Here is a 15593-nt window from a genome sequence, read left to right on the forward strand (position 1 = left end):
CAGTATGATCAGCTGAAGCTGGCTTCTCAAGCATACCCCAATAGACAAAGATAGCTTTCCTACCCCTTCACCAGGAAAGCTCATGAGCTCTGAAGCCAATAAATCCCGTGCCTTTACCTTCGACAAAATCGGCAGTGCCGATGCCTTGAAGCGCGGCGAAGCTCCGATCCCCACACCAGGCCCGGGTGAAGTGCTTGTCCGGGTTCGAGCTTCTTCACTTAACTATCGGGATGTCATCATTCTGGATGGCCATTATTTCTTGCCCGCACCTGCAGGCCGAATCCCTGTCTCGGACGGAGCTGGCGAGATCGTGGCCGTCGCGCCCGACGTGACGCGATTCAGCGTCGCAGATCGCGTCACCAATTCATTCTTCCCGGACCGGATCGACGGGCCTTATACCGGCAAGCACCTCCACTACAACATTGATTTGGACGGCTGGCTGACCGACTACCGTGCGATAGACGCAGAGTACCTGACCCACATCACCGACAGCCTGAGCTTTGAAGAAGCCGCGACTTTGCCCTGCGCGGGCGTTACCGCCTGGGTAGCACTCAAGGGCATAAAACCGGGCGACACGGTGTTGACCCAGGGCACCGGCGGAGTTTCGCTATTTGCCATTCAGATAGCCAAGGCGCTGGGCGCACGGGTAATCGCGACAACCTCAAGTGACGCCAAGGCAGAACGCCTGAAGGCACTCGGCGCCGACGAAACCATCAATTACAAGGCCCAGCCAGAATGGTCGCAACAGGTTCGGATGCTGACTGACGGCAACGGAGCAGACCGCATCGTGGAAGTCGGCGGAGCCGGTACGCTGGAGCAGTCCGCAAAATCAATCGCTGTGGGCGGCCAGGTCACACTGGTAGGTGCCCTGTCCGGCTTGCAGGGTGGTGTCGAGTTCATGACCCTGTTCATGAGCCAGGCACGTTACCAGCCAATTGCCATTGGCAGCCGCAATGACCTTGATGACCTTATACGGTTCATCACGCAACATGACATCCACCCCATCATCGACAGCACTTGGGATTTCGACGATGCAAAACTGGGGATTGAACGCCTGGTTACCCGCGATATCTTCGGGAAAGTAGTCATACGAAACTGATTGCTGACAGAGGTTGGTGCTACGGAAGTCAATCGTGCAACCGCAACGCTGAACAATCGCCTGAACGGTTGCCAGACCCTGCCCGGGAAACAGCCTGTTCGACATTGGCACTGGCTACCGTCAGCGAAGCACTCGAAGAGCGTTGACCACCAACGAGAATGCATGTGACGGTTGTCGGCGACTGGGGTAATACAGGTAATAGCCAGGAAAAGAAGGACACCAGTCGTCCAGCACCCGTACCAGATCACCTTGTTCGAGATACGGAGCAAACTCTTGCTCAGGTAGAAATGCGATACCCAGGCCCGCCAGCGCAGCATCTACCATGCCCGGCGAGGTATTGAAGGTCAGTTGCCCGCCTACCCTGACATTCAATGCCCGTCCTCGACGAGCGAATCCCCATACATAAAGACCGCCTGCCGTCTGCAGGCGCTGATTTATGCAGTTGTGCTTGATCAGGTCACTGGGCGTCCCGGGGATCGAATTGCGATCAAAGTATCCCGGCGACGCCACAACAGCCATGCGTAAAGGCGGTCCGATCGGTACGGCGATCATGTCCTTGTCAATGGTATCCCCCAGACGTACGCCCGCGTCATAGCGATCGGCGACAATGTCTCGGAATCCATAGTTGACGTCGAATTCAACCTCGATATCAGGGTACTCATGCAGTAACGCCGTGATCTTGGGCAATAGTGTTGTACGCAAGATATGTTCGCCACACGTGATACGAACCGTGCCAGCGGGCTTGTCACGCAAGTCCGACAGTTCATTCAACTCGGATTCGATCTCATCAAACCGGTGCCCGATTGAGTGGAGCAGGCGCTCGCCAGCAGCGGTAGGCGAGACACTGCGCGTCGTGCGTGTGAGCAAGCGAATATCCAGCCGCACTTCAAGACCACTGATGGCCTGGCTCAATGCCGACTGGCTTACCCCCAGAAGCGAAGCCGCGCGAGTAAAGCTGCCCTCACGCGCAACCATAACAAAGTAGAGGAGATCATTGAGGTTACGTCTGATCATTGGGCAAGTCTCACACGAAGGATTGATTAGCAATACTTATAGCCCCTTTAAGTATTCATTAGCTAGTCACACCCCTGCACATGCGCGACGATGACAGCGACCTCAACCATCTGCCGGAAAAACCATGAACGTATCCGCCCTGCCTATGCCCCCCAAAAAGCCACGTGTTTCCCTCAAAGGCTTTCTACAGAGTTCGATGTTCATTGCCCTGACGGCCATTCTGGGTGAACAGACGGTTCAGGCAGCAACAACATCCGGCACACGCGATACCAGCGGCCTGCAACTGACTCAGGAATGGGACAAGGTCTTTGCCAGGAGCGGCAAGGTCGATCACCAGAAAGTCACCTTCAAGAACCGCTACGGCATTACCCTGGCGGCCGATCTGTACTTGCCGAAAAATCGCACCGGCAGGAAATTGCCGGCGATTGTCATTAGCGGCCCATTCGGCGCGGTAAAGGAGCAGTCATCGGGCCTGTATGCACAAACCATGGCAGAACGTGGATTCGTAACATTGGCCTTTGATCCCTCGTATACAGGGGAAAGTGGGGGTGAGCCGCGCAACGTCGCCTCACCGGATATCAATACCGAAGACTTCAGTGCCGCAGTGGACTTCATCGGACTGCAAGGCTACGTCGATCGCGAACGCATTGGTGTCATCGGTATCTGCGGCTGGGGCGGCATGGCACTCAATGCCGTGGCAGTAGACAAGCGTGTCAAAGCCGTCGTCGCCAGCACCATGTATGACATGACCCGAGTCATGTCCAAGGGCTACAACGACAGCGTGACCGCCAAGCAACGCACGCAGGCTCTGGAGCAACTGAGCCGGCAGCGCTGGGATGACGCAGCGAACGGGAAGCCGGCCTATCAGCCTGCCTACAACAAGCTGAAAGGTGGCGAAGCTCAGTTTATGGTCGATTACGCCAGCTATTACATGACACCACGCGGCTACCACGCGCGAGCTGTCAACTCTGGCAACGCCTGGACGGTCACCACGCCACTGTCGTTCATGAACATGCCGATCCTGACATACATAAAGGAGATTTCGCCGCGCCCCATCCTGTTCATCCACGGTGAAAACGCTCATTCGCGTTACTTCGCCGAGACAGCCTATGCGGCAGCCGAGCAGCCGAAGGAGCTTGTGATCATCAAGGGAGCCAATCACGTTGATCTGTACGACCAGGTAGACAAGATTCCGTTTGACAAAATAGCCGAGTTCTTCGTCTCAAACCTCAAGTGAGCGAAACCCATGTGAACGCTTCGTCGTCAGCAGGTACATCACTCCCTCAGCTCAGCGGGGCTTTCCCCTACTGAATCTGCTGGCCCTGCCCTGCAGACGACGACATTCAGCAACAACATCGTTGCTTTCGTGCTCGATCAACCCTGACAAGGATCTTGTCATGATCTCAGCATTTACCTGTTCGCCGGTCGGTCAGTATTACGGCCGTCCGGGCATCAAGACTCGAACGGTTCTTTTCGTTACCTGCCTGATCATGGGCGCGGGTTTCATATCTGAGTCTTCAGCCCGGCAAGGAAACGTTACAGGGCTGGCCTACGACGAGCAGACGCGCAGCGTGGTGCCAGTGCCACCAGCCGAGCGTGCTTTGCAGAGCGCGCTGGCCGAGCCATGGTTCAAAGTCTCGGACGAGGGCCGGATACTCGAAGGCGCAATCTTCGACCACAACGGCAACCTGCTGTTCTGCGATGTCAGTGGACGCCGTGTTTTGCGCCTGACGCCAGACAGGCAGTTGTCCACCGTCGTTACACTAGATGCACTCTCGCCGGGCGGCCTGGCCTTGCACCCTGACGGGCGCCTGTTTATCGCGGCACTGGATATTCCCAATAACCGCGGCGCGATAATAGCGGTGAACCAGGACGGCCTGAAGCAGCAGCCGATCATACCGCCAGAGGCGGGATATATGCCCAATGACCTGAGGTTTGATACGCACGGAGGCTTCTACTTCACCGATTTCAAGGGCAACTCGACCGAGCCAACGGGTGGCGTCTACTACACCGCTCCCGACTTGACCACTATCACTCCGGTACTACCCAACCTGTCGATGGCCAACGGCCTGGAGCTTAGCCCCGACGGCAAAACGCTATGGGCAACGGAGTTTGGCCGGAATCTGCTGCACCGCATCAAACTTACAGACGCCACTACCATTGCGCCGATCGGTTCGGCCATCGCCTACCACTTCACTGGCCCGGCACCAGACTCGATGCGCGCCGATGCCGACGGCAATGTGTACGTGGCGATCTACGGACAAGGCCGCGTGATGGCCTTCAACCGCAATGGCATCCCTATTGGACAAGTGTTACTGCCTGGGCGCGATAGCGGCCACAACCTGGCATCTACCAGCCTCGCCATCCACCCGGACAAAAACGACTTGTACGTCGTGACCAGCGACAACGACAAAGGCCAAGGCGCAACGATTTTTCACACCAAGGCGTTCAACAAAGGGCTGCCGCCCTCTTCATCTGACTGAACATCGCCGATCACGTAATTCGTCACCAGCGCAGCCGACGGCCTCGGCCATGCCACGGCGAAGACCCTGCTCAGCCACATGCACAGTTCCTGCTTCATCAGAAATACCCTCTCCGACATGGCCCCGATATCGGAGAACTGCTTACCGCTACGTATCGGCGAGTCGAAGAACTCAATAGCGACGCTACGGTACTGCTGACACTTACGACCCCCTTACCATCCACCGGGAGAACTGCCTATGAACTCATCTGACAATGCGACGCGGCCCCCAGGGGGCATAACCGTTGAAAGCCCTGCCCCGCAGGCGCATCGACCTTGGCCTCTGCGGATCACTGCGCTTATCCTGCTTGCCTTCGGCCTGCCACTCGCGGTCGGTGGTGTGATCCTGGCCGCAAATGGCGGTTCTCTTTATTACCTGATCACGGGTCTGGCTTACATTCTCAGCAGCGTCTTGCTCTGGCGCGGCGACGGGCGCGGTGTATGGATCTATGGTGCGACACTCGTCTGGACAGTGGCATGGAGCCTCTGGGAAGTCGGTTTCTCCGGCTGGCAGCTCGCACCCCGGTTGATCGCCCCCTTCGGCCTAGCCATATTATTGCTGCTGCCCTCGATCAGGCTGCTACCGTCGCCGTGGCGAGTATCAGGCAGGGCCACTTTCGCTGGTAGTCTGGTCGCAGCAGCGGTTGCGGGCAGCGTTGCCCATAGCCTGGGTGAAAACACCGAAGTCCCCTCGTTGCGGCGCGGTATACAGGCGCAAGCACCGGGACCACTGCCACAAGCTATGGCTACGATTGTTCGCGACGACTGGCAAGCCTATGGCAACGACCAGGGCGGCACGCGCTTCAGTCCACTCGACCAGATCAACACCTCCAACGTATCCGGTCTGACCAAGGTCTGGGAGGCAGAGATGACAGCGACGGTGCCTGGGGAGATGAACGCGCTGCAGACGACGCCCATCATGGTCGGTGACACGCTATACGCATGTGACGGCAATAACGGCGTGCATGCCTTCGACGCCGAGACCGGAGAAGTGCGCTGGCGGCGCAACGTCTCCGATGGGCAGGAACCGTCAGGCAAGCCATGCCGTGGCGTTGCCTATTACAAGGTGCCGGACGCTCAAAAGGGCAGCATGTGCGCCGAGCGCATCTTTGCGCCCAGCCACAACCCTACCCTGGCGGCCATTGATGCACATACTGGCGAACTTTGTCCTGCCTTCGGAAATAATGGCTTGGTGGATCTCCAACAGGGCATCGAACCCTATCCCCACGGCCTTTTCTACGTCAGCTCGGCACCGCAGGTGATTCGCGGCAAGGTGGTGGTAGGTGGCGGTATCCCTGACGGCCAGTACTGGGGCGGCCCCTCGGGAGTAATCCGCGCATTCGACGCAGTAACCGGCGAATTGGCCTGGGCCTTTGATGCTGGCGTACCGGAGCGCATCGGCGCGCCACCTGAGGGCGAGTTCTATACACCATCTCTGCCCAATAGCTGGGCGCCCATAAGTGCCGACGAAGAACTCGGCCTTGTCTACATGCCGATGGGCGGAGCAACGCCTGATGCTTACGGCGGCATGCGACGTCCGTTTGATGACGATATCGGCAGTGCTGTCGTCGCACTCGACGCCGAGACAGGGCGTATGCGCTGGCGGTTCCAGACTACCCACCACGATATCTGGGACTACGATGTCGCGTCACAACCAACCCTGGCCAACCTTCCTACACCGCAGGGCATTCGCCCGGCACTGATCCAGCCGACCAAGCGTGGCGAAATCTTTGTGCTCGACCGCGAGACAGGGAATCCGATCAAGACAGTTCGCGAATTGCCTGTGCCGCAGGGTGGCATCGCAGAGGGAGAGCGGTTGGCCCCGACCCAACCTGAGTCCAGCGACCTGCCAGCCTTCCGCGAGCCAGAACTGCAAGAAAAAGACATGTGGGGCATAACGCCGCTGGATCAGTTGATCTGCCGCATAGAGTTCAAGCGCTCGCGCTACGAGGGTATGTTTACCCCTGTCACGCTCGACAAGACCATCGTGATCGCGCCAGGCTCCATGGGTGGCGTCAACTGGAATGGCATATCGCTGGACGCTGATCGCGGCATCATGATCGTCAACTGGACACAGGTACCCGACAGACTCGAACTGATCACGCGCGAAGAGTCAACTCGTCGCAACTTCAAGATCGCTCCGGGCCTCGATGCGGGTGGCCAGACCGACCAACCGATGCTTGGCACTCCTTATGGTGCATACAGAACTCAGTTCCTTTCTCCTCTTGGCAGCCCATGTACAGCCCCACCATGGGGCCTGATAGCGGGCGTCGACCTGATGAGCGGCAAAACCATCTGGTCCAAGCCATTAGGCACCGGGCGCGACATAGGTCCGCTGAAGTTGGGTGTAAAGACAATGTTGCCTATCACAATAGGCACACCGACTGCCGGCGGCGCCGTGACCACTCGAGGAGGGCTTGTGTTCATTGGCGGGGCCGCTGAGCACACCTTCCGTGCATTGGATGCCGCGACCGGGCAGGAACTCTGGAATACCCGCCTCGCCACCAGCGCCAACGCCACGCCGATGACCTATCGCAGTCCAGCCAGCGGCAGGCAGTTCGTGGTGGTCGCCGAAGGCGGCAGGCCTGCTTACGGTACACGACCGGGAACGAAGCTGGTCGCTTTTGCATTACCAGCAGTGCGGGAATGAGGAGTTCGTGCAAATCGGCAATGCAATGGCTGGCCACCTTGTTTTCAACTGCTTACAGAATTCATTGGAGCCCTGCATGCCCATAATTGGCGCGAAAAAACGCACAAACACAAACGCCACTCTTGAGTGGCGTTTGTGTGAATCCGGAGCGGGAAACGAAATTCGTATAAAGCCAATAGACAACAGGGTGCGGGGGATGCGTCGACGCTATCAAGTAACTGCACTTTGAGGAAGCCCGATCAAGGCACCGTCAACAGTGTCAGGAGCTTTAAAAAGAACACCACCGCCCAAGGATCGTGGTTTTAATTCAAATGGACACTCGCGGCAGTACTTGCCATCTTAACGGCTTCAGTCGGCTACCATCGGCCATACGGAGTTGGAAGTGAATGCCTAAACCTAAACTTGGGTTGGTGATTGCAAGCGAATGGAAGAACAGTCTTGATCGAAAGGATTTCGATAAGCGATCCACCAAGCCTGACCCGATCACCATTTTTGGTAATCCCACCCCCGCTACCGGGTTTCAGGCTGGCCTGGACGCAGAGCAGATGAAGCTCACCCGTCACCATGTCATACCGCACAGCTTACTCATTAATGCCTGGGAAATAGCTGTCGACTGTGACGATATGGAGCTTATAAAAGCCCTGACCGTCTGGGCCGGAAAGGATCCGGCACGCGATCTTCCCGCAACCTTTGCAAAAGGAAACCCCAGCCCACAGGCCGTACTGCGCAAAGTTGCGTGGAATCCTTTCAACATTGTGAGTGGGCCGCTGTCCGAACACCGGGTTGAAGACCCCCGGCAATGAGTTTGACTCATTAGAGTTCCGAACCCTGGTACCTCACGGAGCAGCAGCCCCAACCACACCGGCAGAAAAACTCAAACTGCAAACTGAAAACGTGGCCAGACAAGAGTTCAACCGGCATATTGGCGTTCTACGGCGTATCTATAACCTGCTGCAACGTTATATCAGCGATCAGGTAGCTGCCCAGGATGTCACCAGCCTCATCTCCCTGTTGAGATCCGATGTCCCGGAACGCTATCCAGCGCTTGGTCCCAAGTACCGCACCGGCGCCCTGCTCTCTCCTGACCTCTGGGGAGATTACTCGACCATACAAGCCACTGCTCCGGCGTCACAGTACGACTTTGCATCAAAGCGAGCAGTAGCTTTCAGCAAAGGGAAACCAAAGATAGTGCCCTGGAGTGCTGCAACATGGCTGCCGGAAGTCGACCTGGTGCTACCCAAGGCCGCAGCACTCGACATGACAGACAATACGGTCTGGACCGACGAAAAAACCGTACCCGGCCCCCCCTCCTCGTCAACACTCCCTCTGGGGGGGATGGACGAAGCAACTTTCCGTATAGCTGTCGTTTGAACTATCCGCAAAGCTGGCAAGTTCGAGGCACAAGTAGCCTTGTCCGGACCATCTGGAACACTTTCAAATATGGCCCAATGGACAGCCTTCGAGGTGAAACAGTTGAATCGCGAAGGCTATAAAATCAAGATCAGCAGAACCATGCTCGATAGCCCCGCTCAAGAAGTACGGGTGTACAACATACCAAAGCCAGGGGCTGCTCCCGCCTGACGCTTTCACGGAACCAGAAAAACGCACAAACGGTAGCGTCCGACCAAATCATCAGGGCCCGAACGGTCGATCCCCGAGAATCGTCGCGCGGTGCATGATGCGCCTTTGCGGTCGGTAGTCGTCGCAGGCGTAGTGCTGCGTCAGGCGGTTGTCCCAGAAGGCCAGGTCGCCCTGGCGCCATTGCCAGCGAACGCTGAATTCCGGTTTGGCGATCTGCTTGAACAGCATCTTCAGCAGTGCATCACTTTCGTCGGGCTCCAGCTCGAGAATCCGGGTGGTGAAGGATTCGCTGACAAACAGCCCTTTGCGACCTGTTTCCGGGTGCACGCGCACTACGGGATGCGTCACAGGCGGATTGGCAGCCCGAGCGGCGTTCCATTTTTCCAATGCGTCGGGCGTATTGCCGAAGCGTTCCAGAGGAAACGAAAGGGTCAGGTCATGCACGGCGGTCAGGCCATCGAGCAAATGACGAATCCTGGCGGACAATCCCTCGTAAGCAGCCGAGCAACTGGCCCACAAGGTATCTCCACCGTGGGGAGGAACATGCCGTGCGCTGAGCAGCGAACCCATGGGTGGCGACTGGATGAAGGACACGTCTGAATGCCACAGAGCGTTGTCGCGCAGGTCGTTGAGGTCAGTATCCAGCAAGAGGATTTCCGGCTGGTCTTCGATCTTCGGATAGATGGGGTGTATATGCAGATCACCGAACAGAGCTGCTGCGTCCCGCTGCTGGCGTGGCGTCAGCAACTGATCACGCATGAACAGCACCTGATGCTCCATCAGCCCCTGGCGCAAAGTGGCGTAGCTTTCTGCACTCAGCGGGCGACTCAGGTCGACACCGCTCACGCGCGCGCCAAGAGCCTGGCCGATACGTTCAAATACGATGGTCATAGGTGTTTCTCTATATCACTGGGCCTGGCGTACGTACTCGGTGCTCACGTACTCCGAGTAGTCCGGCAACACGGCGGGAATGCGTTTCTGCTCCTTGAGGAATTCCGCGGTAGCGGCGATATCCTTGGCAGTGCCACCACCGAGCAGGTCGGCGCTGAGCTGTTGCTGGGCGTTCGGGTACACGGAACCGGCCAACAGTTCGGGAACGTCGGCAGCGTTGGCACCGACCAGCCTGGCGATCTTCCTGGCTTGTTCTGAGTCAGCGGTCCACTTGGCGGCATTGGCCTGATAGTCAGCGAAGGCGCTCAGGGTCACACCCGCGAACCTGGCCAGCACTTCAGGATGCTTTTCAGCGAAATCCTTGCGGGCGACCCAGACTTCAAAAGTCGGGGCGCCCCACTTGCCCACTTCAGCAGCGTCGGTCAGAACCTTGCCGTCACGCTTGATCTCACCCAGAGCCGGCGACCAGACAAAGGCACCGTCGATATCGCCACGCTTCCAGGCTGCATTGATTTCGGCGGGATTGAGATTGACGATCTTCACCTTGGTGGGATCGATCTTCCAGTGCTTCAGGGCACCGAGCAGACTGTAATGGGAGGTGGATACGAACGGCGTAGCAATGGTCTTGCCGATCAATTGCTCGGGTTTTTCGATGCCGCTGCTGTTGCGCACCACCAGCGCCTCGGCGGAGTTGATCTGCGCCGCCACCAGAAAGGTCACCAACGGCAGTTTGCGCGAGGCGGCCGCTGCCAGAGGGCTGGAACCCAGATTGCCGATCTGCACATCACCGGAGGCCAGTGCGGTCACCACTTCCGGACCTGCATTGAAACGACGCCAGTCGAGCTTCTGGCCAATGGCTTTTTCGTAGGCACCGTCGGCCTGGGCGACCTTGGACGGGTCCACACCGGTCTGGTAGCCAATTACGATATCGGCGCAATGCGCCTGGACGGCGGTTGCGGCAGCGACAGCTAGCAGCAGGGCTTTGATGGTGCGTTTCAGGGTCGATTCCTCGCAAATGGCACTGCTGCGGTTTATGCCAGGCGCCTGAGCGCTACCACAGCATTAGAGGAGAAAGAATTTATGGCTATAAAAAATATAAAACCAATAACATTTAACGCTTAGCTTAGAGCGGCCAGCAATAGCCTTGGGCCAGAGCTGCGGCGGTTGCTTGGGGGAGCATCGGAGGGAACGTGGCGGCCAGTGCCCTCGCAACATCACGCAGAGCAGGAGCTCTCGTAAGCTGATTTCAGGGGGCTTCTGTAAAATTTACGATTTCGATGGACAAAATTTCAGACTACTTTTTTGGCGTGACAAGCCTGTGAATCACGTTGCTTACCGCATTGGCTGCTCTCACCGTGCGCATCAGTTTTCCAGATACCGCAAAACACACCTCGTAATTTAACGCGGCGGTATCCTGGCACGTCCTTTGAGCTCGCCAAAGCCATTTTTTCTCTACGTTCTTCGCCTACCCAATGTTGATGAATAGCACTGATCCAATTGCCACCGACAAGAGCTGACTGTTGAGCTAAGCATTAGCTCCTTGTCCCTTTACAGACAGGAAATTTGGAGCACCCCCAGAACTGACGCCCTGCATACTTCCCCTTGCGTGCGGTACGACGCACCATGGAAGCGCCGCAGCTCGGACAAGCGTTCGTTGCAGATGAGCGCGTGGTAGTCGACACCGACGAACGTGGGGGTATCGGTGTTGGATTAGCTCTGCTGGGCTGTATCTGCGTTCTTTTGGGAATATCAATGGTGATTGCAGTTGGTACAGGCACGCTAACCCCCAACGCAGCACAATCGTATTGTGCGATAGCACGGTCTTGAATACCGGTATCGCCTGCCCCATAAGCCGCAAACGCCGCAACAAACTAATCCCGTCTTCATCAGGCAAGCCCAGATCAAGAATCATCACATCGAACTGCGCGACATCCAGCAGGGCATAAGCGGCGGATGCCGAAGCCACACGGTCGACGTTAAGACCCTGGGCGTTCAAGCCGGCGACGATGCCACTGGCGTAGCAAAATGCCTATGGTTCAACTGCCAGGCTTTTCATCCGTCTCTTGAGGTTTAGTATTTGGCTTGGAAGCACTTGTGGCGCCTGATTCTTTTCAGTCTTTTCCTGAGCCTTGGCCAGATTTTCACGCGCTTGCTGGCGCTCAAGGGCGGCAGGCTTGCAGCGTCAAGTAGCTGCACTTTGAGGGAGTTCGATTAAGGCATCGTTAACAAGGTCGGGGATTTTGAAAAAATCACACCTTCAAAGATCGTGGTTAACAGGATGACTCGATCGTGGCATAAAGACCCGCGCCCCGGAAGCGTATCACTGAAAAACGAGGAAATAACCGATCACATCCCTGAGGCAGTTACCAAAGAACAAAATCGAAGGTCGAAAAACTTGACGACTATCCGATCCCTCTTAAACTTACCCAATATTTCATTGACAATCTAAAATCAATTTTCATATCAGAGCATACTACGCTCGACATCACACAGCATTCTTTTAGTTATTATCCTTTAGCTGCAGGAAATCTCACTAAAAACGCTGCAGGTCAATAGCCATGAAACGTATACTAGTGGTCTATTTTTCACAAACAGGACAATTGAAACGTGTAGCGGATTCATTTGTTCGCGCCCTGATTGAAGACAATCGCGTGCTCGTAGAGTTCGAGGAGCTTACCCCTCTCAGACCCTATCCATTCCCTTGGCCATTTGTCGAGTTCTTCGACCAGTTCCCAGAAGCAGTTCACTTATATCCATCGCGCATGCGCCCTTCCAAGATTGATATAAAAAAAAGGTATGACCTTGTTATTATTGCATACACCGTCTGGTTCTTGTCACCCAGCCCTCCCATTACAGCATTTTTAAAGTCTGCAAAAGGGAAAATCATTCTTCGTAACACAGCAGTTATAACAATTATCACATGCAGAAACATGTGGATACAAGCACAGGAACAAGTAAAAAACCTATTAATTCAAGCCAATGCCCGACTTCTGGACAATGTTGTGCTCACCGATAGGGGAAGCCCTCTAAAAACGCTTGTAACAACACCCCGCTGGATGTTCACTGGAAATCGTGAAGCCTTTTGGGGATTCTTTCCACGGGCAGGCTTGACGGACGAAGATATTCTATCCGCACAAAGATTTGGCAGGGCTCTTCTTCCTGAAATAGTAAACGGTCGCACGGAACAAAACTTTCCATTATTGAAAGGTCTGAAAGCCGTCAGCGTTGATCCACGACTCATCCATAGCGAAAAAATTGCTCGCCGTAGCTTTCTGCTCTGGGGGAAACTGTTTCTAACAATAGGCCCTCAAGGACATCCTCACAGAAAACTTGCTGCCTTCGTGTACGGAATTTTCATGATCTGTATGGTGGCCACCGTCATTCCAGTAATGATGGGATTGAGGACATTTATAAAACCAATGCGCGGGCACGTACTTGAAAAGCAATGTCGTTATTTTGAGGAGCCTTCTGGGTCCAGCGACTTTCGCATGAGGGAACAATCATGACCCCATCAGTTTATATCAACCGGGTTGCTACTTTTTTGCCTGGTGCCCCTGTCTCGAACGATGAAATGGAAAATATTCTTGGTACTGTAGCAGGAAAAAAATCACGCGTACGGCAAAAAATCCTGAGCAGTAACGGAATCCTAAACCGTCATTACGCCATTGACCGGGCAACTCATCGACCTACCCATAACAACGCACAACTCACTGCCGAGGCAGTTCGCAATCTCTGGATTGAAAACCCTGTGCTGCCTCCCTTGGAATTACTCTGTTGTGGCACCAGCAGTCCAGACCAGATTTTCCCCAGTCACGCCTCGATGGTCCATGGAGAGCTTGCTTGCCCGCCCTGCGAGCTGGCGTCATTCAGCGGAGTCTGTCTGTCTGGACTGTCTCCTATCAAATATGGATACGTGTCGATTCTTGCAGGCTTGAGGCATCAGGCTATTGCAACTGGCTCCGAGCTAGCCTCCACATTCATGCAGGGAAAACATTTCACGGAAGAATCCGAATCAGCCATTCACGAATTTGAATCACAGCCTGAAATCGCTTTTGAAAAAGACTTTCTCCGCTGGATGCTATCGGATGGGGCAGGTGCGATGCTCTTGAGCGATAAGCCAAATCCAAGCGCTATTTCTCTGAAGATCGACTGGATCGAGATACTTTCCTATGCCAACTTGCTGCCGGCCTGCATGTACGCTGGCGCGATAAAAAACACAAAGGGAACACTCACCGGATGGCGAGAATTCAATTCATACAAAGAACTTGGGGAACACTCCGTATTCGCAATAAAGCAGGACGTCAAACTTCTCAATGAGCATGTTGTGAATATCACTGTTACCAAGGGACTTAAGGATATTCTTGAAAAAAGAGAGCTGAAACCGAAGGCAGTCGACTGGTTTCTACCCCACTACTCATCCAACTTTTTTCGCCAACGGATATACGACGCCTTGCAATCCATAGACTTTGAAATACCCAATGAACGCTGGTATACAAATCTGGAGCGTGTCGGAAATATAGGAGCCGCAGCCATTTACTTCATGCTTGCAGACCTTATTAGCAGCGAAAAGCTGAATCATGGCGACGGTATTTTGTGTTTCGTACCTGAAAGCGGAAGGTTTTCAACGGGGTTTATGAAAATGACAGCCATTTATCAATAACTGGCGTACACAACCTCTTTTTATCAGAGCTTTTACATGAACAAGCATTCACAAAAAAGCGCACTGCCAACACCTGAGCAGCCATCACCCGAAACACAACTATTGAGCTTGATCACCGGAGCCTGGGTTTCTCACGCCGTATATGCCACGACCCGATCAGGATTAATCGACAAAATACAAAGTGGCATTCACCGCACAGAAAACCTGGCATGTGGGGTAGGTGTCAAAGAAAAGCAATTACGTCGCTTACTGGATACAATCGAGGCTATTGGACTTATCAGCGGATGCGCCGAAAATCATATTGAACTGACGGAAATGGGTAGCCTGCTCAGTGCCAGCAGCAACTCGCTTCGTCCGTTTGCGCTGTTCTGCGCTCAGGACTGGCACACAAAAACATGGGGGCATTTACTCGAAAGGCTAAGTATGGACAAACCAGCCTTCGACCACATCATGGGAATGCCGCTATTTGAATATTTGCAGGGTACACCTGATGACAGGGCATTGTTTGACAGTGCAATGGACAGCCTATCTTTACTCTGGGGGCCGAAGATAGTTGAACACATGAAGCTTTCAGACGCGAGATCAGTCATCGATATCGGCGGCGGAAGAGGCATATTTCTTGCGGAGATTCTATCGCAACACCCTCACCTGAAAGGCTGCCTGCTCGACCTGCCCGAAGCTCTCAAACAGGCTCGATACACTCCGTATCTGCAAGACTTCATCTTTCAGGATCGCTGCAAACTAGTTGAAGGCTCATTTTTCGCCAGACTATCTACTCATGCAGATACGCATGTGATGAAGTTCATCATGCATGATTGGGGGGATCAAGATGCTCTGACGATCCTTGAAAATAGTCGACAGGCGTTACCGCAGGATGGGCAGCTTTTTATCGTAGAGCAAATCATTGATCCGGCTAAAAAATCACCATTTACTCAACTCTGTGATATTGAAATGCTGCTCTTTGGCAACGGAAAAGAACGTACCACAGAGGAGTTCAATCAACTGCTTGAGCGCGCTGGCTTCACGATTGAAGATATCAGTGAAACTACTACACCCTTTTCGATCATTCAGGCAAAACCATCCAGAACATCTCAGACGGAAAAGCAATAGAAAAATTAAAGTGAGTAACTTTGGTCAAACATGTCTAGTCCTGAAATAGGTTTACACCTATCCGATA

The 15593-nt window shown here is 54.7% G+C and carries 13 protein-coding genes and 1 pseudogene; 9 read left to right on the forward strand and 5 right to left on the reverse strand.

Annotated elements, in window-relative coordinates:
* The first annotated feature begins 82 nt into the window (after positions 1-82).
* Positions 83-1099: a zinc-dependent alcohol dehydrogenase family protein gene (locus JL015_RS24480; RefSeq protein ID WP_201020304.1), complete on the forward strand. Its 1017-nt coding sequence runs from the start codon at positions 83-85 to the stop codon at positions 1097-1099.
* Positions 1100-1219: 120 nt separating this feature from the next.
* On the opposite strand, the gene JL015_RS24485 is transcribed toward JL015_RS24480, so the two are convergent.
* On the reverse strand, positions 1220-2113 hold the full coding sequence (locus JL015_RS24485) for a LysR family transcriptional regulator (protein ID WP_201006822.1): 894 nt from the start codon (positions 2111-2113) through the stop codon (positions 1220-1222).
* A 145-nt stretch (positions 2114-2258) separates the two neighbouring features.
* Here JL015_RS24485 and JL015_RS24490 point away from each other — a divergent pair, with 145 nt between their 5' ends.
* From JL015_RS24490 to JL015_RS24510, 5 genes are all read left to right on the forward strand, one after another.
* On the forward strand, positions 2259-3350 hold the full coding sequence (locus JL015_RS24490) for an alpha/beta hydrolase (RefSeq protein WP_201006844.1): 1092 nt from the start codon (positions 2259-2261) through the stop codon (positions 3348-3350).
* Positions 3351-3510: 160 nt separating this feature from the next.
* Positions 3511-4596 carry an SMP-30/gluconolactonase/LRE family protein gene (locus JL015_RS24495; protein WP_201006824.1) on the forward strand — a complete coding sequence of 362 codons (1086 nt, stop codon included), beginning with the start codon at positions 3511-3513 and terminating at the stop codon, positions 4594-4596.
* A gap of 237 nt (positions 4597-4833) precedes the next feature.
* Entirely contained in the window at positions 4834-7284 is a 2451-nt protein-coding gene (locus JL015_RS24500; protein ID WP_201020305.1) for a membrane-bound PQQ-dependent dehydrogenase, glucose/quinate/shikimate family, read from the forward strand.
* A gap of 386 nt (positions 7285-7670) precedes the next feature.
* Positions 7671-8087, forward strand: coding sequence for a hypothetical protein (locus JL015_RS24505; RefSeq protein ID WP_201020306.1), 417 nt, complete (start codon positions 7671-7673; stop codon positions 8085-8087).
* Entirely contained in the window at positions 8068-8655 is a 588-nt protein-coding gene (locus JL015_RS24510; RefSeq protein ID WP_201020307.1) for a hypothetical protein, read from the forward strand. The genes JL015_RS24505 and JL015_RS24510 overlap by 20 nt, the downstream gene beginning before the upstream one ends.
* Positions 8656-8916: 261 nt before the next feature.
* Here the strand turns inward: JL015_RS24510 and tauD are convergent, their stop codons facing one another.
* The 4 genes and pseudogenes from tauD to JL015_RS24530 all read right to left on the reverse strand — a co-directional run.
* Positions 8917-9756, reverse strand: coding sequence for a taurine dioxygenase (gene tauD / locus JL015_RS24515; protein ID WP_201020308.1), 840 nt, complete (start codon positions 9754-9756; stop codon positions 8917-8919).
* Between the two features lie 15 nt (positions 9757-9771).
* On the reverse strand, positions 9772-10755 hold the full coding sequence (gene tauA / locus JL015_RS24520; protein WP_201020322.1) for a taurine ABC transporter substrate-binding protein: 984 nt from the start codon (positions 10753-10755) through the stop codon (positions 9772-9774).
* Between the two features lie 533 nt (positions 10756-11288).
* Positions 11289-11534: a topoisomerase DNA-binding C4 zinc finger domain-containing protein gene (locus tag JL015_RS27980; protein ID WP_307726277.1), complete on the reverse strand. Its 246-nt coding sequence runs from the start codon at positions 11532-11534 to the stop codon at positions 11289-11291.
* A gap of 50 nt (positions 11535-11584) precedes the next feature.
* Positions 11585-11764, reverse strand: a pseudogene (locus JL015_RS24530) (response regulator); the annotation flags it as partial.
* A gap of 550 nt (positions 11765-12314) precedes the next feature.
* Here JL015_RS24530 and JL015_RS24535 point away from each other — a divergent pair.
* From JL015_RS24535 to JL015_RS24545, 3 genes are read left to right on the forward strand one after another with little or no spacing between them, the layout of a single operon-like run.
* Entirely contained in the window at positions 12315-13262 is a 948-nt protein-coding gene (locus JL015_RS24535) for a dialkylrecorsinol condensing enzyme (RefSeq protein WP_201020310.1), read from the forward strand.
* On the forward strand, positions 13259-14416 hold the full coding sequence (locus JL015_RS24540; RefSeq protein WP_201020311.1) for a beta-ketoacyl-ACP synthase III: 1158 nt from the start codon (positions 13259-13261) through the stop codon (positions 14414-14416). Before JL015_RS24535 ends, JL015_RS24540 begins: the two co-directional genes overlap by 4 nt.
* 36 nt (positions 14417-14452) lie before the next feature.
* Positions 14453-15526 (forward strand): methyltransferase, encoded by a 1074-nt coding sequence (locus tag JL015_RS24545; RefSeq protein WP_201020312.1) that lies wholly within the window; start codon positions 14453-14455, stop codon positions 15524-15526.
* Positions 15527-15593: the final 67 nt, after the last annotated feature.

Origin of the sequence: Pseudomonas cichorii, from assembly GCF_015471405.1 — a bacterium.
Classification (GTDB): domain Bacteria; phylum Pseudomonadota; class Gammaproteobacteria; order Pseudomonadales; family Pseudomonadaceae; genus Aquipseudomonas; species Aquipseudomonas serbiensis.

Coding starts and splice junctions, on each gene's coding strand:
- JL015_RS24490 (WP_201006844.1), top strand. CDS start 2,259: ATGCCCCCCAAAAAGCCACGTGTTTCCCTCAAAGGCTTTCTACAGAGT.
- tauD (WP_201020308.1), bottom strand. CDS start 9,756: ATGACCATCGTATTTGAACGTATCGGCCAGGCTCTTGGCGCGCGCGTG.
- JL015_RS24485 (WP_201006822.1), bottom strand. CDS start 2,113: ATGATCAGACGTAACCTCAATGATCTCCTCTACTTTGTTATGGTTGCG.
- JL015_RS24505 (WP_201020306.1), top strand. CDS start 7,671: ATGCCTAAACCTAAACTTGGGTTGGTGATTGCAAGCGAATGGAAGAAC.
- JL015_RS24480 (WP_201020304.1), top strand. CDS start 83: ATGAGCTCTGAAGCCAATAAATCCCGTGCCTTTACCTTCGACAAAATC.
- JL015_RS24500 (WP_201020305.1), top strand. CDS start 4,834: ATGAACTCATCTGACAATGCGACGCGGCCCCCAGGGGGCATAACCGTT.
- JL015_RS24495 (WP_201006824.1), top strand. CDS start 3,511: ATGATCTCAGCATTTACCTGTTCGCCGGTCGGTCAGTATTACGGCCGT.
- JL015_RS24535 (WP_201020310.1), top strand. CDS start 12,315: ATGAAACGTATACTAGTGGTCTATTTTTCACAAACAGGACAATTGAAA.
- JL015_RS24540 (WP_201020311.1), top strand. CDS start 13,259: ATGACCCCATCAGTTTATATCAACCGGGTTGCTACTTTTTTGCCTGGT.
- JL015_RS24545 (WP_201020312.1), top strand. CDS start 14,453: ATGAACAAGCATTCACAAAAAAGCGCACTGCCAACACCTGAGCAGCCA.